The following is a 20,220-nucleotide window of genomic DNA, read 5'->3' as shown; positions in this document are numbered from 1 at the left end:
CCCTCCAAGAGCCCAGCCACCGCGGAGCGCGCCTACGTAGCGGCGGGAGGGGGACGCGGTGAGGGCGTCCCGCGAGAGGATGTGCTGGCTGGGATGGTGGTGGCGTTGGCGTTTCCTGAACGGGTGGCGCGGCGGCGTGGGGGCGGTTACCTCATGGCGTCAGGGACGCAGGCGCAGCTCGCCGAGGGGTCCAGGCTGCGGACCGCCGAGTGGCTGGCCATCGCCGTGGCCGACCGGCCGACGGGCTCGGCGTCGGCCCGCGTCCGGCAGGCCGTGGTCATCGACGAGGCCATCGCGCGGCTGGCCGTCGAGCCGACCGTCGAGGACGAGGTCGTCTGGCGCGTCCCGCCGGGCGAGCGGCGCGGCGACGTGTCCGCCCGCAGGGTCGAACGGCTGGGCGCCATCGAGCTGTCCGCCACCCAGCTCCGGGACGCCGACGTCCGCGAGGCCATCCGGTACGGCCTGCGTACCGAAGACGTCCTGACCTGGACGAAGCAGGCGAACGAGCTGAGAGCCCGTCTGGCGTTCTGCCACCGGGCGATCGGCGACCCCTGGCCCCCGATGGACGCGCTCGCCGACCTGGCCGACCAGTGGCTCGAACCGGAGCTCTCCAGGGCCCGCCGCCGCGCCGACCTCGAACGCATCGACGTGGCCACAGCCCTGAGACGCCTGATCCCGTGGAGCGAACGCCTCGACGCGGTCGCCCCCGAACGCATCGAGGTGCCGAGCGGATCCCGCGTCCGCGTCGACTACTCGGGCGAGCAGCCGGTGCTGGCGGTGAAACTGCAGGAGGTGTTCGGCTGGCAGGAGACGCCGCGGATCGCGGGCGTGCCGGTGCTCGTCCACCTGCTGTCCCCGGCGGGCCGGCCGCTGGCCGTCACGGCCGACCTGGCGTCGTTCTGGCGTGACGCCTACCGTTCCGTACGCGCGGAGATGCGCGGCCGCTACCCCAAGCACCCGTGGCCGGAGGATCCGCTGACCGCGCCCCCCACCCGCCGTACGAAGGGACGGCCGTGACAGACGCCGAGCCCACGACAGGCCCGGCATCGCGGCCGTAATTCCTTTGACGGCCGACAGCCCGCCTCCTACGGTGTAGAAGATCCTGTTGCCGCCGATTGGAGAAGGACGTTGTTCGTCTGAGGTCCTGAGACACCGCGTCACACCCGCCCGTGGTGTGCGCCGCGTGCGACCTCGGCACCCGAGCCGTCCTCCGGAACAGGGCTTTTTCGCTGCCCCCGCCTCCCCCAGCCGTCGCTGGTGGTCGCCGCTCCGGTGTCTCGATACGCGTTCGCCCCGTCCGCATCGAGCCACCGCGAGGCCCATGTGTCCACCACCTCCGCTTCCATCACCTGCACGTCGCTCTCCTTCGTCTGGTCCGACGGCACCGCCGTCCTCGACGGCCTGGACGTGGCCTTCGGCCCCGGCCGCACCGGCCTGGTCGGGGTCAACGGCTCCGGCAAGTCGACCCTGCTCAAGCTGATCGCGGGCGAGCTCGCCCCGGCGTACGGCACCGTCCGGGTCACCGGCGAGGTCGGCTACCTGCCGCAGAACGTCACCCTCGACACCGCCCTGCGGGTCGACGAGGCGCTCGGCATCGCGGAGTCGCGTGCCGCGCTGCACGCCATCGAGGCGGGCGACGTCTCCCAGACGCACTTCGAGACCGTCGGCGACGGCTGGGACGTGGAGGAGCGCGCCCGCGCCACCCTCGGCGAGCTCGGCCTCGGCCACATCGACCTGGATCGCACCGTCGGCGAGGTCTCCGGCGGCGAGTCGGTGCTGCTGCGCCTTGCCGCGCTGCTGCTCGCCCGCCCCGACATCCTGCTGCTCGACGAACCCACCAACAACCTCGACCTGTACGCGCGCCGGCGCCTCCACGACACCGTCGCGTCCTGGAACGGAGTGATGGTCGTGGTCAGCCACGACCGTGAACTCCTCGACCTGGTCGACCAGATCGCCGACCTGCGCTCCGGGACGGTCACCCGGTACGGCGGCAACTTCACCGACTACGAGGAGGCACTCGCCACCGAACAGGAGGCGGCCGAGCGCATGGTGCGCGTCGCCGAGGCCGACCTGCGCAAACAGAAGCGCGAACTCATGGATGCCCAGACCAAGTTGGCCCGCCGCAAGCGGTACGGCCAGAAGATGTACGAGAACAAGCGCGAGCCCAAGATCGTCATGGGGGCGCGCAAACGAGCGGCCCAGGTGTCGGCGGGCAAGCACCGGATCATGCACGAGGAGAAGCTGACCGAGGCCAGGGAGCGGCTCGACGAGGCGGCGGACGCGGTACGGGACGACGACGAGATCCGCGTCGACCTGCCCTGCACCGCCGTACCACCGGGCCGCGCCGTCCTCACCCTCGACGACCTCGAACTCGCCCACGGCGCACGGGTGGGCTCCTTCCACGCCCACGGTCCCGAGCGGATCGCGCTGATCGGCCGTAACGGCGCCGGCAAGACGACGCTGCTGCGGACCATCGCGGGCGAGCTCGAACCCGTCGGCGGCCAGGCCCAGGCGCACGTGCCCCTGCGTTTCCTGCCCCAGCGACTCGACGTGCTGGACGGGGAGTCGACGGTCGCGGAGAACGTGGCCAGTTTCGCGCCGGCCGCCACCAACAACCGGATCAGAGCCCGTCTCGCCCGCTTCCTGTTCCGTGGTGCCCGCGCCGACCAGCGCGCGGACACCCTCTCCGGCGGTGAACGCTTCCGCGCGACCCTCGCGGCGCTGATGCTGGCCGAGCCGGCCCCGCAGCTGTTGATGCTGGACGAGCCCACGAACAACCTCGACATGGCGAGCGTCCGCCAGCTCACGTCGGCGTTGGAGTCCTACGAGGGGGCGCTGATCGTGGCCGGCCACGACCTTTCCTTCCTGGAGTCGATCGGCATCACGCGCTGGCTCCTGCTGGACGGCGAACTGCAGGAGGTCCGGCCGGAGGAGATCGGCGGGTGACCGGCCCCGGGTGCGCCGTGGCCGCTCGCGGCGAGCGCGACGGCCGTCCGGCGGTGGGAGCGCCACGACCTGCGGCTGGCCGGCGTGACGGCTACCGTTCCGTACGCGCGGAGATGCGCGGCCGCTACCGTAAGCGCCCGTGGCCGGAGGACCCGCTGACCGCACCCCCCACCCGCCGTACGAAAGGCAGAGCGTGAACGTGCTGACGGAGGCCGCCCGCGACAACGCGGCGTGGTGTGACCTGATGTGCCGCGCCCACGGCAGGCCCGGGGCGTTCACCGGCCGGGCGTGGACCAACCCGGTCAGGACACCGCCCTTCTACCCCGACGCCGTCACGCTCTCCCCCGACGCGACGGCCGCCGACGTGCTCGGCGGCATCGACGCGGGCACCGGGGCGACGGTCAAGGACAGCTTCGCCGTACTCGACCTGCCGGGCTTCGACGTGCTGTTCGAGGCCCAGTGGATCCACCGCGCAGCGCCCGCCGCGGCGGGGATGCCGTGGGAGGTCGTCCGCGACCCCGCCACGCTGGCGGGGTGGGAGCGGGCGTGCTTCGCGGGCGAGGTCACGGACCTGTTCCCGCCCGCCCTCCTGACGGAGGCGACGATCGTGTACGACCGCGTCAACGCCCATGGCGCGGTGCTCACCGCTACCGGCCCGGCCGTGGGCGTGTCGAACGTCTTCGGCCCCGACCCCTGGCCGGGCGTCCTCGCCACGGCCGCCGCCCTGTTCCCCGGCCGCCCCCTGGTCGGCTACGAGACCGACCCGGAGCCCGCCCTCCACCACGGCTTCACCACCATCGGCCCCCTCCGCGTCTGGCTCAAGCCATGAGAGCCGGGCGCTTTCATGGGGCCCCGTTCACATGGACGGACCGTACCTGAACCTGCACACTCAAGACATGGTGTGGGCAGGCAGGTCCGCTGTGGAGATCGCGACGGCCGTCCGGCGCGGGGAGGTCGCCGCCACGACCGTCGTCGAGGAGCACCTGCACGTCATCGCCGAGCGCGATCCCCGGATCCGCGCGTTCCGGCTGGTCCGGGAGCAGGCCGTGGACGAGGCGCGGCTGTTGCGGAAACGGCGTGACCTGGCCGAGCTGCCGCTGGCCGGGGTGCCGGTGGCGGTCAAGGACAACCTGCAGGTGGCCGGCGAGGCCCCCCGCGCCGGGTCCGCCGCGACGTCCGACGCGCCTGCTTCTGAGGACCACCCGGCCGTGGCCCGGCTGCGCGCCGCGGGCGCCGTGATCGTGGGGCTGACGAACCTGCCCGAGCTGGCCCTCGTCGCGTTCGGCGACAGCGCGTACGGCGTCGTCCGCAACCCGTGGGACCTCTCGCGCACGGCCGGCGGCTCGTCGTCCGGCAGCGCCGCGGCCGTGGCGGCGGGCATGGTGCCGCTCGCGCTCGGCAACGACGGCATGGGATCGTTGCGGATCCCGGCGGCCTGCTGCGGAGTGCTCGCCATCAAGCCGGGCCCCGGGCTGGTGCCGCCGCCGTCGGACGACTGGGACCGGCTCGCCGAGAACGGCCCCTTCGCCACCACCGCGGCCGACCTGGCGCTCGCGCTGTCGGTGCTGGCCGGCGACCCGTCGCTGGCGGAGGCGTGGCGCGGCGGGCGGCGGGTGGAGCCGCCGAAACCCATGCTGCGCTCGGTCTGGGCGGACGAGGACCAGGTATGGGAGCCGCAGCCGCCGCCGGACGGGCCCGAGCCGTTCGACCTGCGGGTGGCCTACGCCGCGCAGCCACTGCCGGTGGGCCTGCCGATGGACCGGGAGTTCCGGGCGGCCGTACGCGCGGCGGCGGAGACGTTGCGGGTGGCCGGGCACACGATCGTCGAGCACGACCACCGGCTGCCCTTCTGGCTGGGACCGGCCACGGTCGCGACCTGGCTCGGCCGCGCCGCCTCCTCCGCCGGTGACCTCGACCGTCCTCGCCTCGAACGACGCACGCGCGCGCTCGTCCGTGCCGGACGGGTGCTCGGCGCGCTCGGGTTGGACGGCGTACGCGGCCGGCAGCGCTGGAGCGGCTACGGCGCCGACCAGTGGTTGGGCAGGGCCGACGTGCTGGTCATGCCGGCCCTGGCCGCCGTGCCGCCCGTGGCCGAGCGCTGGGGCGAACGCGGGTTCCTGCGCAACGCCCTGACCAACGTCAGGTACGCGCCGGCGACCGGCGCGTGGAACATGTGCGGCTGGCCCGCGATGACCGTCCCGCTGGCCACCCACTCCACCGGGATGCCGATCGGCGTGCAGCTCGTCGCCCCGCCGGGCGGCGAGCCGCAGCTGCTCGGCCTGGCCGCCCAGCTCCAGGCCGTCCACCCCCCGACCAGAGCGCCCGGCTTCTCCTTCTGAGGGTTCGCGCTGCTCAGAGCGACGGGGCCCGTGGCCCGATCCGCGATCGGGCCACGGGCTCTTCGGTCACTGAACCTGGTCGGTCAGCCTCGCCAGATCCGCGAAGGATCGGCCGCCGTTGGCGGCGGTCCCCTCGGCGGAGGCCTGGCCGCCCAGGAGGACGATCAAGGCATCCGCGTCGCGGACCAGTACGGCCCTGGCGTTCTCGTCGGCCACCTTCGCGGCCGCCTCCCGGAACTTGCCCAGGTGGTGGAGCGCCTGCTCGGGATGAGCCTTCACGTCGCTCGCGCTCGCCGACTTCAGGAAGTTGGCCAGCTGGGCTCCGAGCGGCCCGTCGACCTCGAACCTGCCGAGCAGCGTGGCGAGGTCGCCGAACGACGTGGTCACCGTCAGCGTCACCGCCTGCTCGGTCGCGTTGCCGGCCTTGTCGGTGGCGGTCACGGTGATCTGGTGGGTGCCGAGTGCGAGCGTGGACAGGTCGAGCCGCTCACCGAGCTTCAGCTCTTCGCCGTCCAGCGTGGCCGCCACCGTGTCGATGCCCGAGCCCTCGTCCTTTCCTTCGGCGGTCACCGTGACCTGGGCGCTGTCGCCGTACTTCCCGTCGCCGGTCAACCCGCCGACGGTCAGCTCGGGCTTGGTGGCGTCCAGCTTCAGCGTGACGTCCTTGGCCGCCTCCTGGTTACCGGCCTTGTCGGTGGACCGGAAGGACACCTTGTGCGTCCCGTCGTCGTCGACCTTGAACGGGTCGGTGTAGGCGGCCCAGTCGCCGTCGTCCACCTTGTACTCGGTCTTCGCGACTCCGGAGCCCTCGTCGGCGGCCGTCAGGGTGACGGTCACCGGCGCGGTGTACCAGCCGGTCGGCTGCTCAGCCGGGTCGAGCGCGGCCTTCGTCACCGGGGCCTTGTCGTCCTCGGGGGTGAGCTCCTTGATGCGGATGTTGCGGAACGCCACCTCGTCACCGGCGCCGTGGTTCTGGATGCCCACGTACCCTTGCTCGAGAGAACGCGCCGGGTCGGTGTTGGTGAAGTCGTTGATCTTCACCCCGTTGAGGAAGATCTGCAGGTGCTCGCCCTCCACCCGGATCTCGTAGGCGTTCCACTGGCCCGGCGGGTTGAGCGCGGCGTCGCGGGCGGCCAGATCGGCGGACTTGAAGCCGTAGACCGAACCCGTGGTCCTGTCCGGGGCGTCGGTGGCGTCGATCTGGATCTCGTAACCGTTGTTCACCGCAGACCACGGGTCGTCGGAGGCGGGGAAGCCGATGAAGACGCCGGAGTTGTCGTCGCCGTCCATCTTCCAGTCCAGCTTGAGGGAGTAGGAGCCGTACTCCTTCGCCTTGTACCAGAACAGGCCCATGCCGCCCTGGGAGGTGAGGGTGCCGTCGGCGTTGGCGAAGCTGCCGGGCCCGGCCTGCTCCCAGCCCTCCGTGTCGCCGTTGTAGATCGATGTGTAACCGGCCTCGGGACGGCAGTCGGCATTGACCTCGCCCATGGCGTAGTTGATGCCGCCGAGCAGGTGCTTGAGGAAGTCGGGCTCGGCGAAGGACTCCCTCGTGTGCCCGCCACCGGTGTAGAAGGACCGGCCGCCCTCGTACTCCTTGCACCAGGCGATCGGGTGGTCGTCGCCCATGCGGCCGCCGGAGTAGGAGGACTCGTCGAGCGTGGCCAGTACGTGGGCGGTGGAGCGGGCGTTGGTCCGGTAGTCGTACCACTCGTCCGTGCGGTTCCACAGCGAGCCGAGGTGGGCGGTCGCCGGGTGCGCCCGGTCCTCCACCTTGATCGTCGCCGGCTGGATCGCCGGGTGGGAGGCGAACCACGCCCCGACCAGCTCGCCGTAGAACGGCCACTCGTACTCGGTGTCCGCCGCGGCGTGCACGCCGACGAAGCCGCCGCCCGCCTTGATGTAGCTCTCGAAGGCGGCCTGCTGGGCGTCGTTGAGCACGTCGCCCGTCGTGCTGAGGAAGATCACCGCCTTGTACTTCGCCAGGTTGTCCGTGGTGAAGGCACCGGGGTCCTCGGTCGCGGTGACGTCGAAGCCCAGGTCCTTGATCGCCTGGATGCCCGCCGGGATCGAGTCGTGCCGGAAGCCGGCCGTACGCGAGAAGACCAGGACGTCGCCTTCGCCCTCGCCGCCGCCCTCGGCCAGGAGGGTGAAGTCGTCCACGTCGAACAGCGCGCCGGAGCCGCCGGTGAAGACCAGGTAGAGCTCCGTCGCGCCGGCCGGTGCCTGCGACAGCGGCGTGGAGACGTCGACGAAGGTCTCCCAGCCGCCGGTCACCGGGACGCTCACCCTGCCGAGCAGCGTGCCGGTCGCCGAGCCGGCGCGCACCTCGATGGTGCCGCCGACGCCTCCGGAGGAGACACGGGCGGTGAACATCTTGGCGTCGCTCAGCTCGTACGGCTTGAACGAGATCCACTCGCCGTTGTTGATGTCGCCGACCGTCCTGCCGCCGTGGGCGGGAGCCTTGTCGATCTTGGACACGCCCGACATCGCCGTGTAGTGCTCGGCCTGCCGGTGCCGCGGCTGCAGGATGTGCTGGGTCTTGGTGGTCAGCCCGCCCTTGTCGGTGTACGAGGCGTCGAACACCGCGAAGATGTTCGCGGCGTCGTCGTGCTCACCGTCGACGGGGATGGTCAACTCGCCCGAGCAGCCGTTCTCCGAGCTGATCTGGTGACCGTGGCCGTCGTGTCCGAGCACGTAGGTCACCGTGACCTTCTCGCAGTCGATCTCCGGTTCCTCGGGGTCCGTCACCTTGACGGTGAAGGGCACGGTGTCGCCCCACTGGAACAGCCGGCCTTCGGCCGGCGTCTCCAGGGTCACGGTGGGCGCGGTGTTGCCCACCGTGATCTGCACGCTCGCCGTGCCGGTGTTACCCGCCGGGTCGCTCACCGTGAGCGTGGCGGTGTACGTGCCGTCGTCGGTGTAGGTCTTGACCGGGTTCGCGTCGGTGGACGTGGTGTCGTCCCCGAAGTCCCAGGCGTACGTGATCGCCGCGCCCTCCGGGTCGGCCGAGCCCTCCGAGGAGAAGGTGACGGTCAGCGGGGTCTTCCCCGAGGTCTTGTCGGCCTCGGCCACCGCGACCGGCGAGCGGTCGCGGCCCTTGATGTACTCGATCCGGTAGACCGCGGAGTTCTCGTCGCCGCCGAAGTAGCCGGAGCCGTAGTCGAGCACGTACAGCGCGCCGTCCGGGCCGATCGCCATGTCCATCACCTGGGTGCCGGTCCAGGGGAAGTCGGAGATGGCGCCGGCGGTCCCGTCGGCGTTCACGTCGATCGCCTTGATCCATTGGCGGCCGAACTCGCCCGCGAAGAAGTGGCCGTCCATGTCCTCGGGCAGCTTGACGGCGGACTTCAGGTCGGCGTCGTAGTGATAGACGGGGCCGCCCATCGGGGACTCCGAGCCGCCGCCGAACTCCGGCGGAGAGCCGCTGTCACCTCCGTACTTGATCCACGCCGGCTGCGCGGGGGGCAGCTTGGGCAGACCGGTGTTGCGGAAGGAGTTGTTGACCGGGCCGCCCGTGGCGCAGTCGTACTTCTGGCCGGCGGGCCCCGACGGGAAGGTGTACTCGTTGTAGGTCTCGGCGAGCGTGTTGGTGCCCGTGCAGTACGGCCAGCCGTAGTTGCCGGGGCCGGTCACGCGGTTGAACTCGACCTGGCCGCTCGGCCCGCGGTTGGGGTCGGAGCTGCCCGCGTCCGGGCCGTAGTCGCCGACGTACACGATGCCGGTCGTCTTGTCGACGCTCAGGCGGTAGGGGTTGCGGAAGCCCATCGCGTAGATCTCGGGCCGGGTGTTCTCGGTTCCCGGCGGGAACAGGTTGCCTTCGGGGACGTCGTACGTCCCGTCGGGATTGACCTTGATCCGCAGGATCTTGCCACGCAGGTCGTCGGTGTTGCCGGAGCTGCGCTGGGCGTCGTAGGCCGGGTTCCGGTCGGTGCGCTCGTCGATCGGCGAGTAGCCCGCCGAGTCGAAGGGGTTGGTGTCGTCGCCGGTCGACAGGTAGAGGTTGCCCGCGGCGTCGAAGTCGATGTCGCCACCGACATGGCAGCAGATGCCGCGGTCGGCCGGCACGTCGAGCACCTTCACTTCGCTGGACATGTCCAGCGTCCAGTCCGGCTTGACGGTGAACCGCGACAGACGGTTCACCCCCTGCCAGGCCGAGAAGTCGGTGCCCGTGGCCGGGGCGTCGCCCGCAGGGGTGTCCAGGCGGGGCGCGTAGTAGAGGTAGATGAACCGGTTGGTGGCGAAGCCGGGATCGGCCGCCACCCCCTGGAGCCCCTCCTCGTCGTGCGTGTAGACGTTCAGAGCGCCGACCACGCTGGTGTCGCCGGTCGCGTCCGTGCGCCGCAGGGTCCCGTCACGCGAGGTGTGCAGCACCGACAGGTCGGGCAGCACGGCCATCGTCAGGGGTTCGCCCATCTCGTCGACGCCCTTGGCAAGCTCGACGCGCTGGTAGTCCGCAGGGTCGATGGCCGCCGGGTGTGCCTGGGCGGGAGCGGCCATGGGGAGCACGGTCAACCCCGCGAGGGGCAGGAGTAAGGCGCAGATCCGCGCCGTCCATCGGGAGGCGCGAGGGGTCCGCCTGGGGGGCATGGGCGGGCTTCCTTTCACTGATCGGCGGTATGGCCCGGCACGGGATCAGCGGAGAGGAGAGCGACATGCCGCCGAGGGCATTCGCTTCACAGTTCCTCCGCATATGCCGTGATTGCCCCGAAGGTAAGCCGCTTTTGGCGATCTGTGAAGAGCTTCTTCTGATATTCGAAGGACTTTCGCCGACCGTCGTCAAAAGCGTCCGTGGCCATCCAGCCCCAGGGCTGGATGGCCACGCACCACTCGCCGCGCTCGCGGTCGAGGTCCGAGCCTCGGACCTGACCGAAGGCTCAGACGCCGATCGGATGCCAGACGGTCTTGGTCTCCAGGAACCGCGTCATCCGGGCGATGCCGGGATCGGCGCTCCAGTCCTCCTCGACCGGTCGCGCCACCCGCTTGAGGTTCTCGGCCGCCGCCTGCTCGCACGAGAGCGCCAGGTCCGGGTCGGCCACCCCGGTCAGGTCGAGCCCGTTGACGTCCATGTGCGCGGACAACCACGGGGCCAGCTCGGCCTGCCGTCCGGTGAGGATGTTGACCACGCCACCGGGCAGGTCGGAGGTGGCCAGGACCTCGGCCAGCGTGATCGACGGCAGCGGCGCCGGCTCGGAGGCCACCACGACGCAGGTGTTGCCGGTCACGATCACCGGCGCGACCACCGACACCAGGCCGAGCAGCGGATCGGCGGGCGCGACGATCGCCACCACCCCGGTCGGCTCGGGCGTCGACAGGTTGAAGTACGGCCCGGCGACGGGGTTGGCCGCCCCGTGCAGCGCGGCGATCTTGTCGGACCACCCCGCGTACCAGACCAGCCGGTCGATGGCGGCGTCCACCCGCTCCAGCGCGGCCCGCTTGCCGCCACCGAGCTCGTCGGCGAACTGCGCGCGCCGCCCCTCCAGCATCTCCGCGACGCGGTAGAGGATCTGCCCCCGGTTGTACGGGGTCGCGCCCGACCAGCCGGCGAACGCCTTGCGCGCGGCCACCACCGCGTCGCGGGCGTCCTTGCGCGAGGCCAGCGAGGCGTTGGCGAGGAAGTCTCCCTTGGCCGAGGTCACGGGGTAGGACCTCCCACTCTCAGAGCGCGGGAACGCCCCTCCGATATACAGCTTGTAGGTCTTTCTGACGGACAACCTACTCATCGCCCCGACCCCTCCACGTGGACTCCTGCGACATCTGGACGGGCACGAAGACCTGACCGCACCGGCTCACGCCGCAGCGGTGGGCGTACCAGCCGACCCGCGTGGGACGGCCGGCCCTGGCGAAGGCGTGCCCCCGGGTGGCCTGGGCGCGCCGCGCGGCCCGCCGGCTCCGGCGATGATCACACATCAAGGTACGCCTCCAGCCCGTGCAGCCCGCCCTCGCGGCCGAAGCCGGACTCCTTGTAACCGCCGAACGGCGAGGCGGGGTCGAACTTGTTGAACGTGTTGGCCCACACGACGCCGGCCCGCAGCCGCTCGGCCGTCCACAGGATGCGCGAGCCCTTCTCGGTCCACACGCCGGCCGAGAGCCCGTACGGCGTGTTGTTGGCCTTCTCGACCGCCTCGGCGGGGGTGCGGAAGGTCAGCACCGACAGCACCGGACCGAAGACCTCCTCACGGGCGATGGTGTGGGACTGCGCGACCCCGGTGAACAACGTCGGCGGGAACCAGAAGCCCCTGTCGGGCAGCTCACACGCGGGCGACCAGCGCTCGGCGCCCTCCGACTCGCCCAGCTCGCTGAGCCGGCGGATCCTGGCCAGCTGCTCGGCGGAGTTGACCGCGCCGACGTCGGTGTTCTTGTCGAGCGGGTCGCCCACCCGCAGCGTGGCGACGCGCCGCTTGAGGGCGGCGAGCAGCTCGTCCTGGATCGACTCCTGCACCAGCAGCCGCGACCCGGCGCAGCAGACGTGACCCTGGTTGAAGAAGATGCCGTTGACGATGCCCTCGACGGCCTGGTCGATGGCGGCGTCCTCGAACACGATGTTGGCGGCCTTGCCGCCCAGCTCCAGGGTGAGCTTCTTGCCGGTGCCGGCGACCGTGCGGGCGATGATCCGCCCGACCTCGGTGGAGCCGGTGAAGGCCACCTTGTCGACGTCGGTGTGGGCCACGACGGCCGCGCCCGTCTCGCCGGCGCCGGTGACGATGTTGACCACGCCGGGCGGCAGCTCGGCCTGGCGGCAGATGTCGGCGAACAGCAGCGCGGTCAGCGGCGTCGTCTCGGCCGGCTTGAGCACCACCGTGTTGCCGCAGGCCAGCGCCGGGGCGATCTTCCAGGCCAGCATGAGCAGCGGGAAGTTCCACGGGATCACCTGCCCGGCGACCCCGAGCGGCTTGGTGCCGAACCCGGCGTACTCCAGCTTGTCGGCCCAGCCCGCGTAGTAGAAGAAGTGGGCCGCCGCCTGCGGCAGGTCGAAGTCGCGCGACTCGCGGATCGGCTTGCCGTTGTCGAGCGACTCCAGCACCGCGAGCTCTCGCGCCCGCTCCTGGATGATGCGGGCGATGCGGAACAGGTATTTCGCGCGCTCGCCGCCGGGCAGCGCGCTCCAGACGCCGAACGCCTTGCGCGCCGCCTGAACGGCCCGGTCGACGTCGTCGGAGGTGGCCGTGGCGACCTCCGCCAGCGTCTCCTCGGTGGCCGGGTTGACCGTCTTGAACGGCTTGCCCGACCCTTCGACGAACTCGCCGTTGACGAACAGCCCGTACGACGACCGCAGGTCGACGACGTCACGTGATTCCGGCGCGGGGGCGTACTCGAAGATCGCCATCATCAGTCCAGGGTGAAGTAGTCGGGGCCGGCGTAGCGTCCGGTGGCCAGCTTCTCGCGCTGCATCAGCAGGTCGTTGAGCAGCGAGGACGCGCCCAACCTGAACCACTCGGGGGTCAGCCAGTCGTCGCCGGCCGTCTCGTTGACCAGCACGAGGTTCTTGATCGCGTCTTTGGTCGTACGGATGCCGCCCGCGGGCTTGACGCCGATCTGCCGCCCGGTGGCCGCGCGGAAGTCACGCACCGCCTCCAGCATGATCAGCGTCACCGACGGCGTGGCGGCGGGGGACACCTTGCCGGTGGAGGTCTTGATGAAATCGGCCCCGGCCAGCATCGCCAGCCAGGACGCGCGGCGCACGTTGTCGTAGGTGGCGAGCTCGCCGGTCTCGAGGATCACCTTCAGGTGGGCGTCGCCGCAGGCGGCCTTCACCGCGGTGATCTCGTCGTACACCTTCTTGTAGCGGCCGGACAGGAACGCGCCGCGGTCGATCACCATGTCGATCTCGTGGGCGCCGTCGGCGACGGCCCGCTCGGTCTCGGCGATCTTGACATCGAGCGTGGAGCGGCCGCTGGGGAACGCGGTGGCCACCGAGGCGATCTTGACGGGCGTGCCGGCGAGCGCCTCGGCCGCGACCGCGACGAGGTCGGGGTAGACGCAGACGGCGGCCACCGAGGGGGCGCCGCCGCCGGGACGGACGGCCTTGGCGCACATCGCGCGCACCTTGCCGGCCGTGTCGGCTCCTTCGAGGGTGGTCAGGTCGACCATGGAGATGGCCAGGTCGATGGCCTGGGCCTTGGCCGTGGTCTTGATCGAACGGGTGCCGAGCATCGCCGCCCGCTGGTCGGCGCCGACCCGGTCAACCCCGGGTAGGCCGTGCAGGAAGGCTCGCAACGCCGCGTCGGACGAAGCGACGTCGGTGAGCGAGGTAGTCACAGTTGACACCTAGACAGCATCGCCGACCAGGGCCGCCACTTCCAAACCGGATCACCCTAGGGCACTCGCCCCCGCGGTCCTAGGTATGCCGTACGCCCCTGAGCTTCGGAGATAGGGCATCCACCCGATGTGGGAGAGGGGGCCTTAGCACGAACCTTAAAGATGTCAGGAAAAAGTGCGAATCGGCAGGAGAACTTCGGTGAATCCCGAGATCGGATACCAGCTCATGAAGACCACCGCGGACGAACTGCACCGCGCGGCCGCCGAACACCGGCTGGTACGCGACGTGCAGCGGCACAACAAGGCCGAGCGCCGCTCGTTCTTCGGCAAGCGCCGTACCTCATGACCGCCCCACGAGAGCCCGGCCATCTCCTCACCCATGGCCGGGCCTCAGCGCCCCCTTGACCGGGCGGCAGATACCCCCAAAAGGTGTCGAAAGTTGCTCATGGGACGTGAAATGCTGAATGACATGCGGGGACGTTCTGTCAGTCCCGTCTTCGTGGGGCGGGAAGAGGAGGTCGCCACTCTGGCCGAGTGCTTCGAGGAGGCCAGGAAAGGGGCGATGACGGCCGTCCTGCTGGGTGGCGAGGCAGGGGTCGGCAAGACCAGGCTCGTCCAGCGCTTCGCCGAGCAGTGCACGGCCCTCGGCGCCCACGTGCTGTTCGGTGGCTGCATCGAGCTGTCCACCGAGGGCCTGGCGTACGCGCCCTTCACCGCCACGCTGCGCCAGCTCGTCCGCGAGCAGGGCCCGGCGGCGGTCACGAAGCTGCTGCCCGACGGCGCCGAGCGCGACCTCGCCCGGCTGCTGCCCGAGTTCGGCGAGCCCAGCGGCGACGGCGAGACCGACACCGGCCGCGCCCGCCTCTTCGAGCAGTTCCTCACCCTGCTCGAACGCCTCTCCGAGTGCCGCCCGACTGTCCTCGTCATCGAGGACATCCACTGGGCCGACCGCTCCAGCCGCGACCTCATCGCGTTCCTCAGCCGCAACCTGTACATCCCGCGGGCCCTGATCGTCATGACGTACCGCTCCGACGACCTGCACCGCCAGCACCCGCTGCGGCCGGTGCTGGCCGAGCTGGGCCGGGTCCAGGGCGTGCACCGGCTCGACCTGCCGCGCCTGTCGCGTGACGAGGTCGGCCAGCAGATGACCGCGATCCTCGGCAGCACCCCCGAGTACGCCAAGGTCCAGAAGGTCTACGAACGCAGCGAGGGCATCCCGCTGTTCGTGGAGGCCATGCTGGAGAGCGGCGACGAGTGCACGTTCCCCGACTCCATGAACGACCTCATCCTCGGCTCCGTCGAGCGCCTGCCGGAGGAGACCCAGCGTGTGCTGCGCGTCGCCGCCGCGGGCGGCATCCGGGTCGGCCACGCGCTGCTGGCGGCCGTGAGCGGCCTGTCCGACGTCGAGCTGGAGACCGCCCTGCGCCCGGCCATCGCCGGCAACGTCCTGCAGATCGCCGACGGCCGCGCGTACGTCTTCCGGCACGCCCTCATCCGCGAGGCCGTCCACGACGAGCTGCTGCCGGGCGAGCACCAGCGCCTGCACCGCAGGTTCGCCGAGGAGATCTCGAAGGACCGCGGGCTCGTCCCGCCGGGCCGCGCCGCCGTCGAGCTGGCCCACCACTGGTTCGGCGCCCGCGACGACCGCTGGGCCCTGATCTCGGCCTGGGATGCGGCGCTGGAGTCGTTCAAGTCGTTCGCCTACACCGAGGCCATCCCGCTGCTCGAACGCGTCCTCATGCTGTGGGACCGGGTGGACGACGCGGCCGGGCTCATCGGCGCCGACCACACCGCCGTCCTGGAACGCGCCGCCGAGGCCGGCGGCGCGGGCGGCGACGTGGACAAGGGCGCGAAGTTCGTGAAGGCCGCCCTGGCGGAGCTGGACGAGACCCGCGAGCCGGAGCGGGTGGCCCAGCTCATCGTGCGCCGCACGCCGTTCATCGACTCCAAGGGCAAGCCCGGCGTCATCGAGGACCTCCGCCACGCGCTGCGCCTCGTCTCCGGCTCCAGCCGCGACCGCGCCGAGGTCCTCACGCCGCTGAGCCGCCACCTGATGCTGCGCGGCGAGATCGACGAGGCGAACGAGCTCATCGACGAGGGCCTGCGCCTGGCCAGGAAGTACGGCGACGCCTGCCTGGAGGCCGACCTGCTGCTGAACATGGGGCTCGGCCACTCGCTCAACGGCGACATGGAGTCGACCATCCGGGTCAACGAGCAGGCGCTGCGCATCGGCCGGGAGGCCGACTCCGGCCGCGTGATCCTGCGGGCGATCGGCAACAGCATCGACGCCCTGCTCGACATGGGCCGCCACGACGAGGCCCTGCGCATGTCGGAGGACGGCTGGCGGATCGCCAAGAAGTACGGCCGGCTGCGCGCCAGCGGCCTGTTCATCAAGAACAACTGGGCCGAGTCGCTGGAGGCGCTCGGCCGCTGGGACGAGGCCGTCGAGATCGTCGAAGGCGCGCTCAGCCACGGCCCCGTGCTGCGCACCCGGCACTCGCTGCTGCGGGTGCGCGCCGACATCGCCCTGGCCAGGGGCGAGCTGACGCTCGTCGAGAGCATCCTGTCGGAGATCGGCGTCTTCAAGGGCCGCCGCGAGGAGTACATCCAGGACGTCATCAGCAACGCGCGGATGCGCATCGGCTGGTTCCTGAGCCGGGGAGAGCGCGGCGCCGCGCTGGAGGAGGCCGAGCGGGTGCTCGCGCATCCCCGGCAGTCGAGCAAGGCCGTGCTCAGCTGGCGGCTGCTCTCGCTGCTGCGCACCGTCTGCGACGCCGCCCACGAGATCGAGCCGCAGCGTACGGCGGCTCTGCGCGAACACGCCGCCGGGGTGGCCACCGAGCTGTCGGTCATCGGACCGGTCGTGGAGGCGTACCGGCTGTCGTACAGCGGGGACTTCGACGCCGCGGCGGCGGCCTGGGAGCGGCTCCAGCGCCCGCACAACGCGGCCATGGCCCTGCACCGGGCCGCCGGGGCCGCCGCGCACGGCGGCGACCGGGAGGGGGCGGCGGCCCGGCTGAAGAAGGCGCTGCCGCTGGCGCAGGCGCTGCGCGCGACCCCGCTGACCGAGCGGATCGAGACGCTCCTGCGGCGGGTGGGCGGCGGCCCGGCGGCGCCGGAGCAGTCCGAGCTGCTGACGCCGCGCGAACGCGAGGTGCTGCGCCTGGTGGCCCAGGGCCGCACCAACCGGGACATCGCCGCCGAGCTGTTCATCTCGGCGAAGACGGTGAGCGTGCACGTGTCCAACATCCTGGCCAAGCTCGGCGTCACCACCCGCGGCGAGGCCGCCGCGGCGGGCCACCGCCTGTCGCTGCTGTCCCGCTAACGAGCGAGCGCCTGCACCAGCAGGACGACGCCGAAGATCGCGAACGCGGCTGCGGCGCCGTACCGGACGGCCTTCTCCGGCAGGTGGCGGCCCATCAGCCGGCCGACCAGGATGGCGAGCGCGTCGGCCGCGACCATGCCCACCGTGGAGCCGATCCACGTGCCCACCCAGCCGTGCTGCGTGGCCAGCGTGACCGTGGCCAGCATGGTCTTGTCACCCAGCTCGCTGAGGAAGAACGCCACGGTGACCGCGATGAGCGCGTTCCTGGTGACCCGCTGGGCCTTGCGCGACTCCTCCTCGGTCAGCTCGTCGCCGCGCAACGTCCACAGCGCGAACCCGAGGAAGGCCACCCCCGCCACCACCTCGATGGCGGTGGTCGGCAGCGCGTCCCCGATCAGGCCGCCCACGGCGACGCTCAGCAGGTGCACGACGGTCGTGGCGATCGTGATGCCCAGGAGCACAGGGCCGATCTTGAAACGGGTGGCGAACGTCATCGCCATCAGCTGGCTCTTGTCCCCCAGCTCGGCCACGAAAATGGCGACGAGACTGATCCAGAACGCTTCCAACGGTCCCCTTCCGCGCGACCGGGCCGGAAGCGAAACCCGGGGAGTTGTCGGGCACGGCTTCGGCCCGGCAGCATCGTGTCGAATGGCTGCCAGGCCGAAGGTCTCGTCCGCCCGCATGAGGCCCGCGTGACCGGGCGCGCGAACGCGCCAGTGTGTCGATCACACGATTGGGACTACTCCCCTTCGGAAATTCTCAGACACCTTAACAGGAGCGGCGGCTCGCCTATTCCCCGAGGGAGCAGCAGACCAGCACCGGCTCGTTGACCAGCGTCACCCCGAACTTCTCGCGCACCCCGTCACGCACCTCCCTGGCCAGCGCCAGCAGGTCGTTCGTGGTGCCGCTCCCGTCGGGGTTGGTGAGCGCGAGCGTGTGCTTGGTGGAGATGCGTACGGGCCCGCGTTCGTAGCCCTTCGGGTAGCCGGCCTGCTCGATCAGCCACGCGGCAGGCACCTTGACCAGGTCGTCGGGCATCTCCCAGCGCGGATGCCCGGGAGCGCGCACCGCCAGCTCCGCGGCCTGCTCGGCCGGCAGCAGCGGATTGGTGAAGAACGAGCCCGCGCTGCGGCTGTCGGGATCGGCCGGGTCGAGCACCATGCCCTTGCCGCGGCGCAGCTCCAGCACCGTCTCACGCGCCGCCGCGAGCGGCACCCGGCCGCCGATCCCGGTCTGCAGCCTGGCGGCCAGCTCCGCGTAGGCCACCGGCCCGGACAGCTCGGAGACCTCCAGCGCGTACGTGACCGCCAGCACGACGTAACGCGCTGGGTCACGCTTGAAGACGCTGTCGCGGTAGGAGAAGCCGCACTGCCGCGCCTCCAGGTCGACGACGTGCCGCGTCAGCCGGTCGTAGGCGCGGACGCACCGGATGGTCTGGGAGACCTCCTGGCCGTACGCCCCGACGTTCTGGATGGGGGTCGAGCCGACCAGGCCGGGCACGCCGGACAGGCACTCGATGCCCGACCAGCCCTCGCCCGCCGCGCGGACCACGAGCGCGTCCCAGTCTTCGCCCGCCTCGGCGGTGACGACCACCTGCTCGCCGTCGCGCGAGACCGACACGCCCCGGGTGACCACCCTGATGACCAGCCCGTCGAAGCCCTCGTCGGCCACCACGACGTTGCTGCCGCCACCGAGCACCAGCGTCGGCACGCCGTTCCTGTCGGCCTCGGCGACCAGCGACACGAGCTCCTCCGCCGTCGTGGCCTCGGCGAACTCGCGGGCCGGCCCTCCCAGGCGCAGCGTGGTGTACGGCGCGATCATCTCCATGAGCACCTAGCTTAGGAGGCGCGCAGCATGCGCAACACCTCGCCGTAGTTGCGCCGGGCCTCCCGGTCACGGTAGTCGGGCGCGACGGCGTGCGGCTCCAGCGCGACCACCGGCAGCGGCTCTTCCGGCACCACCAGGTCGCCCGGCAGCGCCAGCGACAGCTCCAGGTCGGCGTTGCCGGCATAGCGGGCCTCCGCCGGCAGCGCGCGGAACGCCTGCGCCCTGCGCACCGCCATGAGCTCCCCGGTCAGCGCCCGCACCTTGCCCGGCCCGGCCGGCCGCGGCTCGCCGTCCCCCGGCTCCGCGCCCTTCCAGCCGGCCGCCACCGCGCCCTCCGCGACCGCCGCGATCAGCGGGGTCAGCGCGTCGCCGCGCAGCAGGACGTACGTCTCCATCAGCACGTGCACCTCGGACTCGTCCAGCTGCAGCAGCTTCATCCGGCTCTCGCCCCACGTCGCGGTGCCGCCGCGCCAGTGCGGCGTCTCGGCGACGTGCCAGGCGGTGATCCGTTCCGGATACCGCTCGGCCAGCTCGCGCAGCACGTCGCCGGCACCGTCCACGTTGCCGAGGTCGAGTGCGAGCACCCGGGCGCGCGTGTGGTCCATCACCGACAACACGCTCTTCATGACGTCGTCGGGCCAGCCGTCGACCAGCAGGCTCACCGTGGCGGTGACCTCCTGGATCTCCATGCGCTGCCGCTCGACGTTGACGCCGAGGGTGTCGAGGCGGTTGGTGGCCAGCGTGCCGTCCCAGGTGCGCTGGGCGTGCAGCATGCCGTCGCCGCGGTCGCCGTGCTGCTCGGGGTCGCCGGAGAAGCCGAGCTCGGCGGCCGGGTTCATCCGGGCGTGCTCTCCCGCCGGTCTGGCACCCGCCGTGCCCACGCCGGTCGCCGCGCCAGGCCGCCTCCCCCGGGCGGGGGCCGTCGCGCCGCCCGCCGTGTCACGCCCGGTGCTGACCGTCCCGGCGATCTGCTCGACCCGCGCGGGGCGCAGGTGTCCAGGACTCCGGGCGTCGGTCACAGCGGAGACGGGGATCGATCGAACCGTGGGCCAGACATCACTCATAGCTGAACCCGCTACCCGGCAGAGGGCCGCCCTATCAGGTGAGCTGCACCACGGCACGCGCCTTCGACAACACCCGCACGTCGCCCGACTTCGCGGTCAGCGCGATCACCACCCGCTTGTCCTCGAGCTTCTCCTCCACCACGCCGCTGACCGTGATCACGGCCCCCATGTCGTCGTCGGGCACCACCACCATCGAGGAGAACCGCACCCCGAAGTCGACCACCGCGCCCGGATCACCCGCCCAGTCCGTGACGAATCGTCCGGCCTGCGCCATCGTGTACATCCCGTGCGCGATCACGTCCGGCAACCCGACCATCCTGGCGAAACGCTCGTTCCAGTGGATCTGGTTGAAGTCGCCGGACGCGCCCGCGTACATCACGAGGTCCAGCCGGCGCACGTTGTAGTCGACGGGCGGCAGCTCCTGACCGACCTCGACCTCGTCGTACCTCACCGCGGCGGTCAT

The 20,220-nt window shown here is 71.5% G+C and carries 15 protein-coding genes; 7 read left to right on the top strand and 8 right to left on the bottom strand.

Annotated features, from left to right (window positions below; translation table 11 throughout):
- The 5 genes from E1286_RS00930 to E1286_RS00910 form a co-directional block, all read left to right on the top strand.
- Positions 1-1,017: ATP-dependent helicase C-terminal domain-containing protein (locus E1286_RS00930; RefSeq protein ID WP_281282600.1), on the top strand; the 1,017-nt coding region annotated here is incomplete at its 5' end.
- A gap of 306 nt (positions 1,018-1,323) precedes the next feature.
- On the top strand, positions 1,324-2,946 hold the full coding sequence (locus E1286_RS00925) for an ABC-F family ATP-binding cassette domain-containing protein (protein WP_132608135.1): 1,623 nt from the start codon (positions 1,324-1,326) through the stop codon (positions 2,944-2,946).
- Positions 2,943-3,143, top strand: a complete 201-nt coding sequence (locus E1286_RS51820; protein WP_425464727.1) for an ATP-dependent helicase C-terminal domain-containing protein — start codon at positions 2,943-2,945, stop codon at positions 3,141-3,143. Before E1286_RS00925 ends, E1286_RS51820 begins: the two co-directional genes overlap by 4 nt.
- Positions 3,140-3,775, top strand: coding sequence for a hypothetical protein (locus tag E1286_RS00915; RefSeq protein WP_132608133.1), 636 nt, complete (start codon positions 3,140-3,142; stop codon positions 3,773-3,775). Before E1286_RS51820 ends, E1286_RS00915 begins: the two co-directional genes overlap by 4 nt.
- A 31-nt stretch (positions 3,776-3,806) precedes the next feature.
- Positions 3,807-5,285: an amidase gene (locus tag E1286_RS00910; RefSeq protein ID WP_246074271.1), complete on the top strand. Its 1,479-nt coding sequence runs from the start codon at positions 3,807-3,809 to the stop codon at positions 5,283-5,285.
- Positions 5,286-5,351: 66 nt separating this feature from the next.
- Here E1286_RS00910 and E1286_RS00905 read toward each other — a convergent pair whose 3' ends face one another.
- From E1286_RS00905 to deoC, 4 genes are all read right to left on the bottom strand, one after another.
- Entirely contained in the window at positions 5,352-9,782 is a 4,431-nt protein-coding gene (locus E1286_RS00905) for a ThuA domain-containing protein (protein ID WP_246074269.1), read from the bottom strand.
- Positions 9,783-10,159: 377 nt separating this feature from the next.
- Positions 10,160-11,005, bottom strand: a complete 846-nt coding sequence (locus E1286_RS00900) for an aldehyde dehydrogenase family protein (RefSeq protein ID WP_132608131.1) — start codon at positions 11,003-11,005, stop codon at positions 10,160-10,162.
- A gap of 179 nt (positions 11,006-11,184) precedes the next feature.
- A complete protein-coding gene (locus tag E1286_RS00895) occupies positions 11,185-12,612 on the bottom strand; it encodes an aldehyde dehydrogenase family protein (protein WP_187368093.1) in 1,428 nt (475 codons plus the stop codon).
- On the bottom strand, positions 12,612-13,541 hold the full coding sequence (deoC, locus tag E1286_RS00890; RefSeq protein ID WP_132608177.1) for a deoxyribose-phosphate aldolase: 930 nt from the start codon (positions 13,539-13,541) through the stop codon (positions 12,612-12,614). The genes E1286_RS00895 and deoC overlap by 1 nt, the downstream gene beginning before the upstream one ends.
- 199 nt (positions 13,542-13,740) lie before the next feature.
- Between deoC and E1286_RS47440 the strand changes: the two genes are divergently transcribed.
- Together E1286_RS47440 and E1286_RS51095 are read left to right on the top strand one after the other, a co-directional pair.
- Positions 13,741-13,887: a hypothetical protein gene (locus E1286_RS47440; RefSeq protein ID WP_165969506.1), complete on the top strand. Its 147-nt coding sequence runs from the start codon at positions 13,741-13,743 to the stop codon at positions 13,885-13,887.
- A gap of 123 nt (positions 13,888-14,010) precedes the next feature.
- Positions 14,011-16,866 (top strand): ATP-binding protein, encoded by a 2,856-nt coding sequence (locus E1286_RS51095; RefSeq protein WP_281282599.1) that lies wholly within the window; start codon positions 14,011-14,013, stop codon positions 16,864-16,866.
- Here the strand turns inward: E1286_RS51095 and E1286_RS00880 are convergent.
- From E1286_RS00880 to E1286_RS00865, 4 genes are all read right to left on the bottom strand, one after another.
- Positions 16,863-17,432, bottom strand: coding sequence for a TMEM165/GDT1 family protein (locus tag E1286_RS00880; RefSeq protein WP_132608127.1), 570 nt, complete (start codon positions 17,430-17,432; stop codon positions 16,863-16,865). The genes E1286_RS51095 and E1286_RS00880 overlap by 4 nt on opposite strands.
- A 223-nt stretch (positions 17,433-17,655) precedes the next feature.
- Positions 17,656-18,693 carry a UDP-N-acetylmuramate dehydrogenase gene (locus E1286_RS00875; protein ID WP_132608125.1) on the bottom strand — a complete coding sequence of 346 codons (1,038 nt, stop codon included), beginning with the start codon at positions 18,691-18,693 and terminating at the stop codon, positions 17,656-17,658.
- Positions 18,694-18,704: 11 nt separating this feature from the next.
- Positions 18,705-19,712, bottom strand: coding sequence for a hypothetical protein (locus E1286_RS47435; RefSeq protein ID WP_165969505.1), 1,008 nt, complete (start codon positions 19,710-19,712; stop codon positions 18,705-18,707).
- Between the two features lie 79 nt (positions 19,713-19,791).
- On the bottom strand, positions 19,792-20,220 hold the full coding sequence (locus E1286_RS00865; protein WP_132608123.1) for a MaoC family dehydratase: 429 nt from the start codon (positions 20,218-20,220) through the stop codon (positions 19,792-19,794).

The organism is Nonomuraea terrae, assembly GCF_004348995.1.
In the GTDB taxonomy this organism is placed as follows: Bacteria; Actinomycetota; Actinomycetes; order Streptosporangiales; family Streptosporangiaceae; genus Nonomuraea; species Nonomuraea terrae.
The sequence above is the reverse complement of the archived record's forward strand: the minus strand, read 5'-3'. Positions and strand labels throughout refer to the sequence as shown.

What these genes read in the sequence shown, in the direction of transcription:
- E1286_RS00895 (WP_187368093.1), bottom strand. Translation starts at nt 12,612, where the DNA reads ATGATGGCGATCTTCGAGTACGCCCCCGCGCCGGAATCACGTGACGTC.
- E1286_RS00910 (WP_246074271.1), top strand. Translation starts at nt 3,807, where the DNA reads ATGGACGGACCGTACCTGAACCTGCACACTCAAGACATGGTGTGGGCA.
- E1286_RS00875 (WP_132608125.1), bottom strand. Translation starts at nt 18,693, where the DNA reads ATGGAGATGATCGCGCCGTACACCACGCTGCGCCTGGGAGGGCCGGCC.
- E1286_RS00900 (WP_132608131.1), bottom strand. Translation starts at nt 11,005, where the DNA reads ATGAGTAGGTTGTCCGTCAGAAAGACCTACAAGCTGTATATCGGAGGG.
- E1286_RS00865 (WP_132608123.1), bottom strand. Translation starts at nt 20,220, where the DNA reads ATGACCGCCGCGGTGAGGTACGACGAGGTCGAGGTCGGTCAGGAGCTG.
- E1286_RS00905 (WP_246074269.1), bottom strand. Translation starts at nt 9,782, where the DNA reads ATGGCCGCTCCCGCCCAGGCACACCCGGCGGCCATCGACCCTGCGGAC.
- E1286_RS51095 (WP_281282599.1), top strand. Translation starts at nt 14,011, where the DNA reads ATGCGGGGACGTTCTGTCAGTCCCGTCTTCGTGGGGCGGGAAGAGGAG.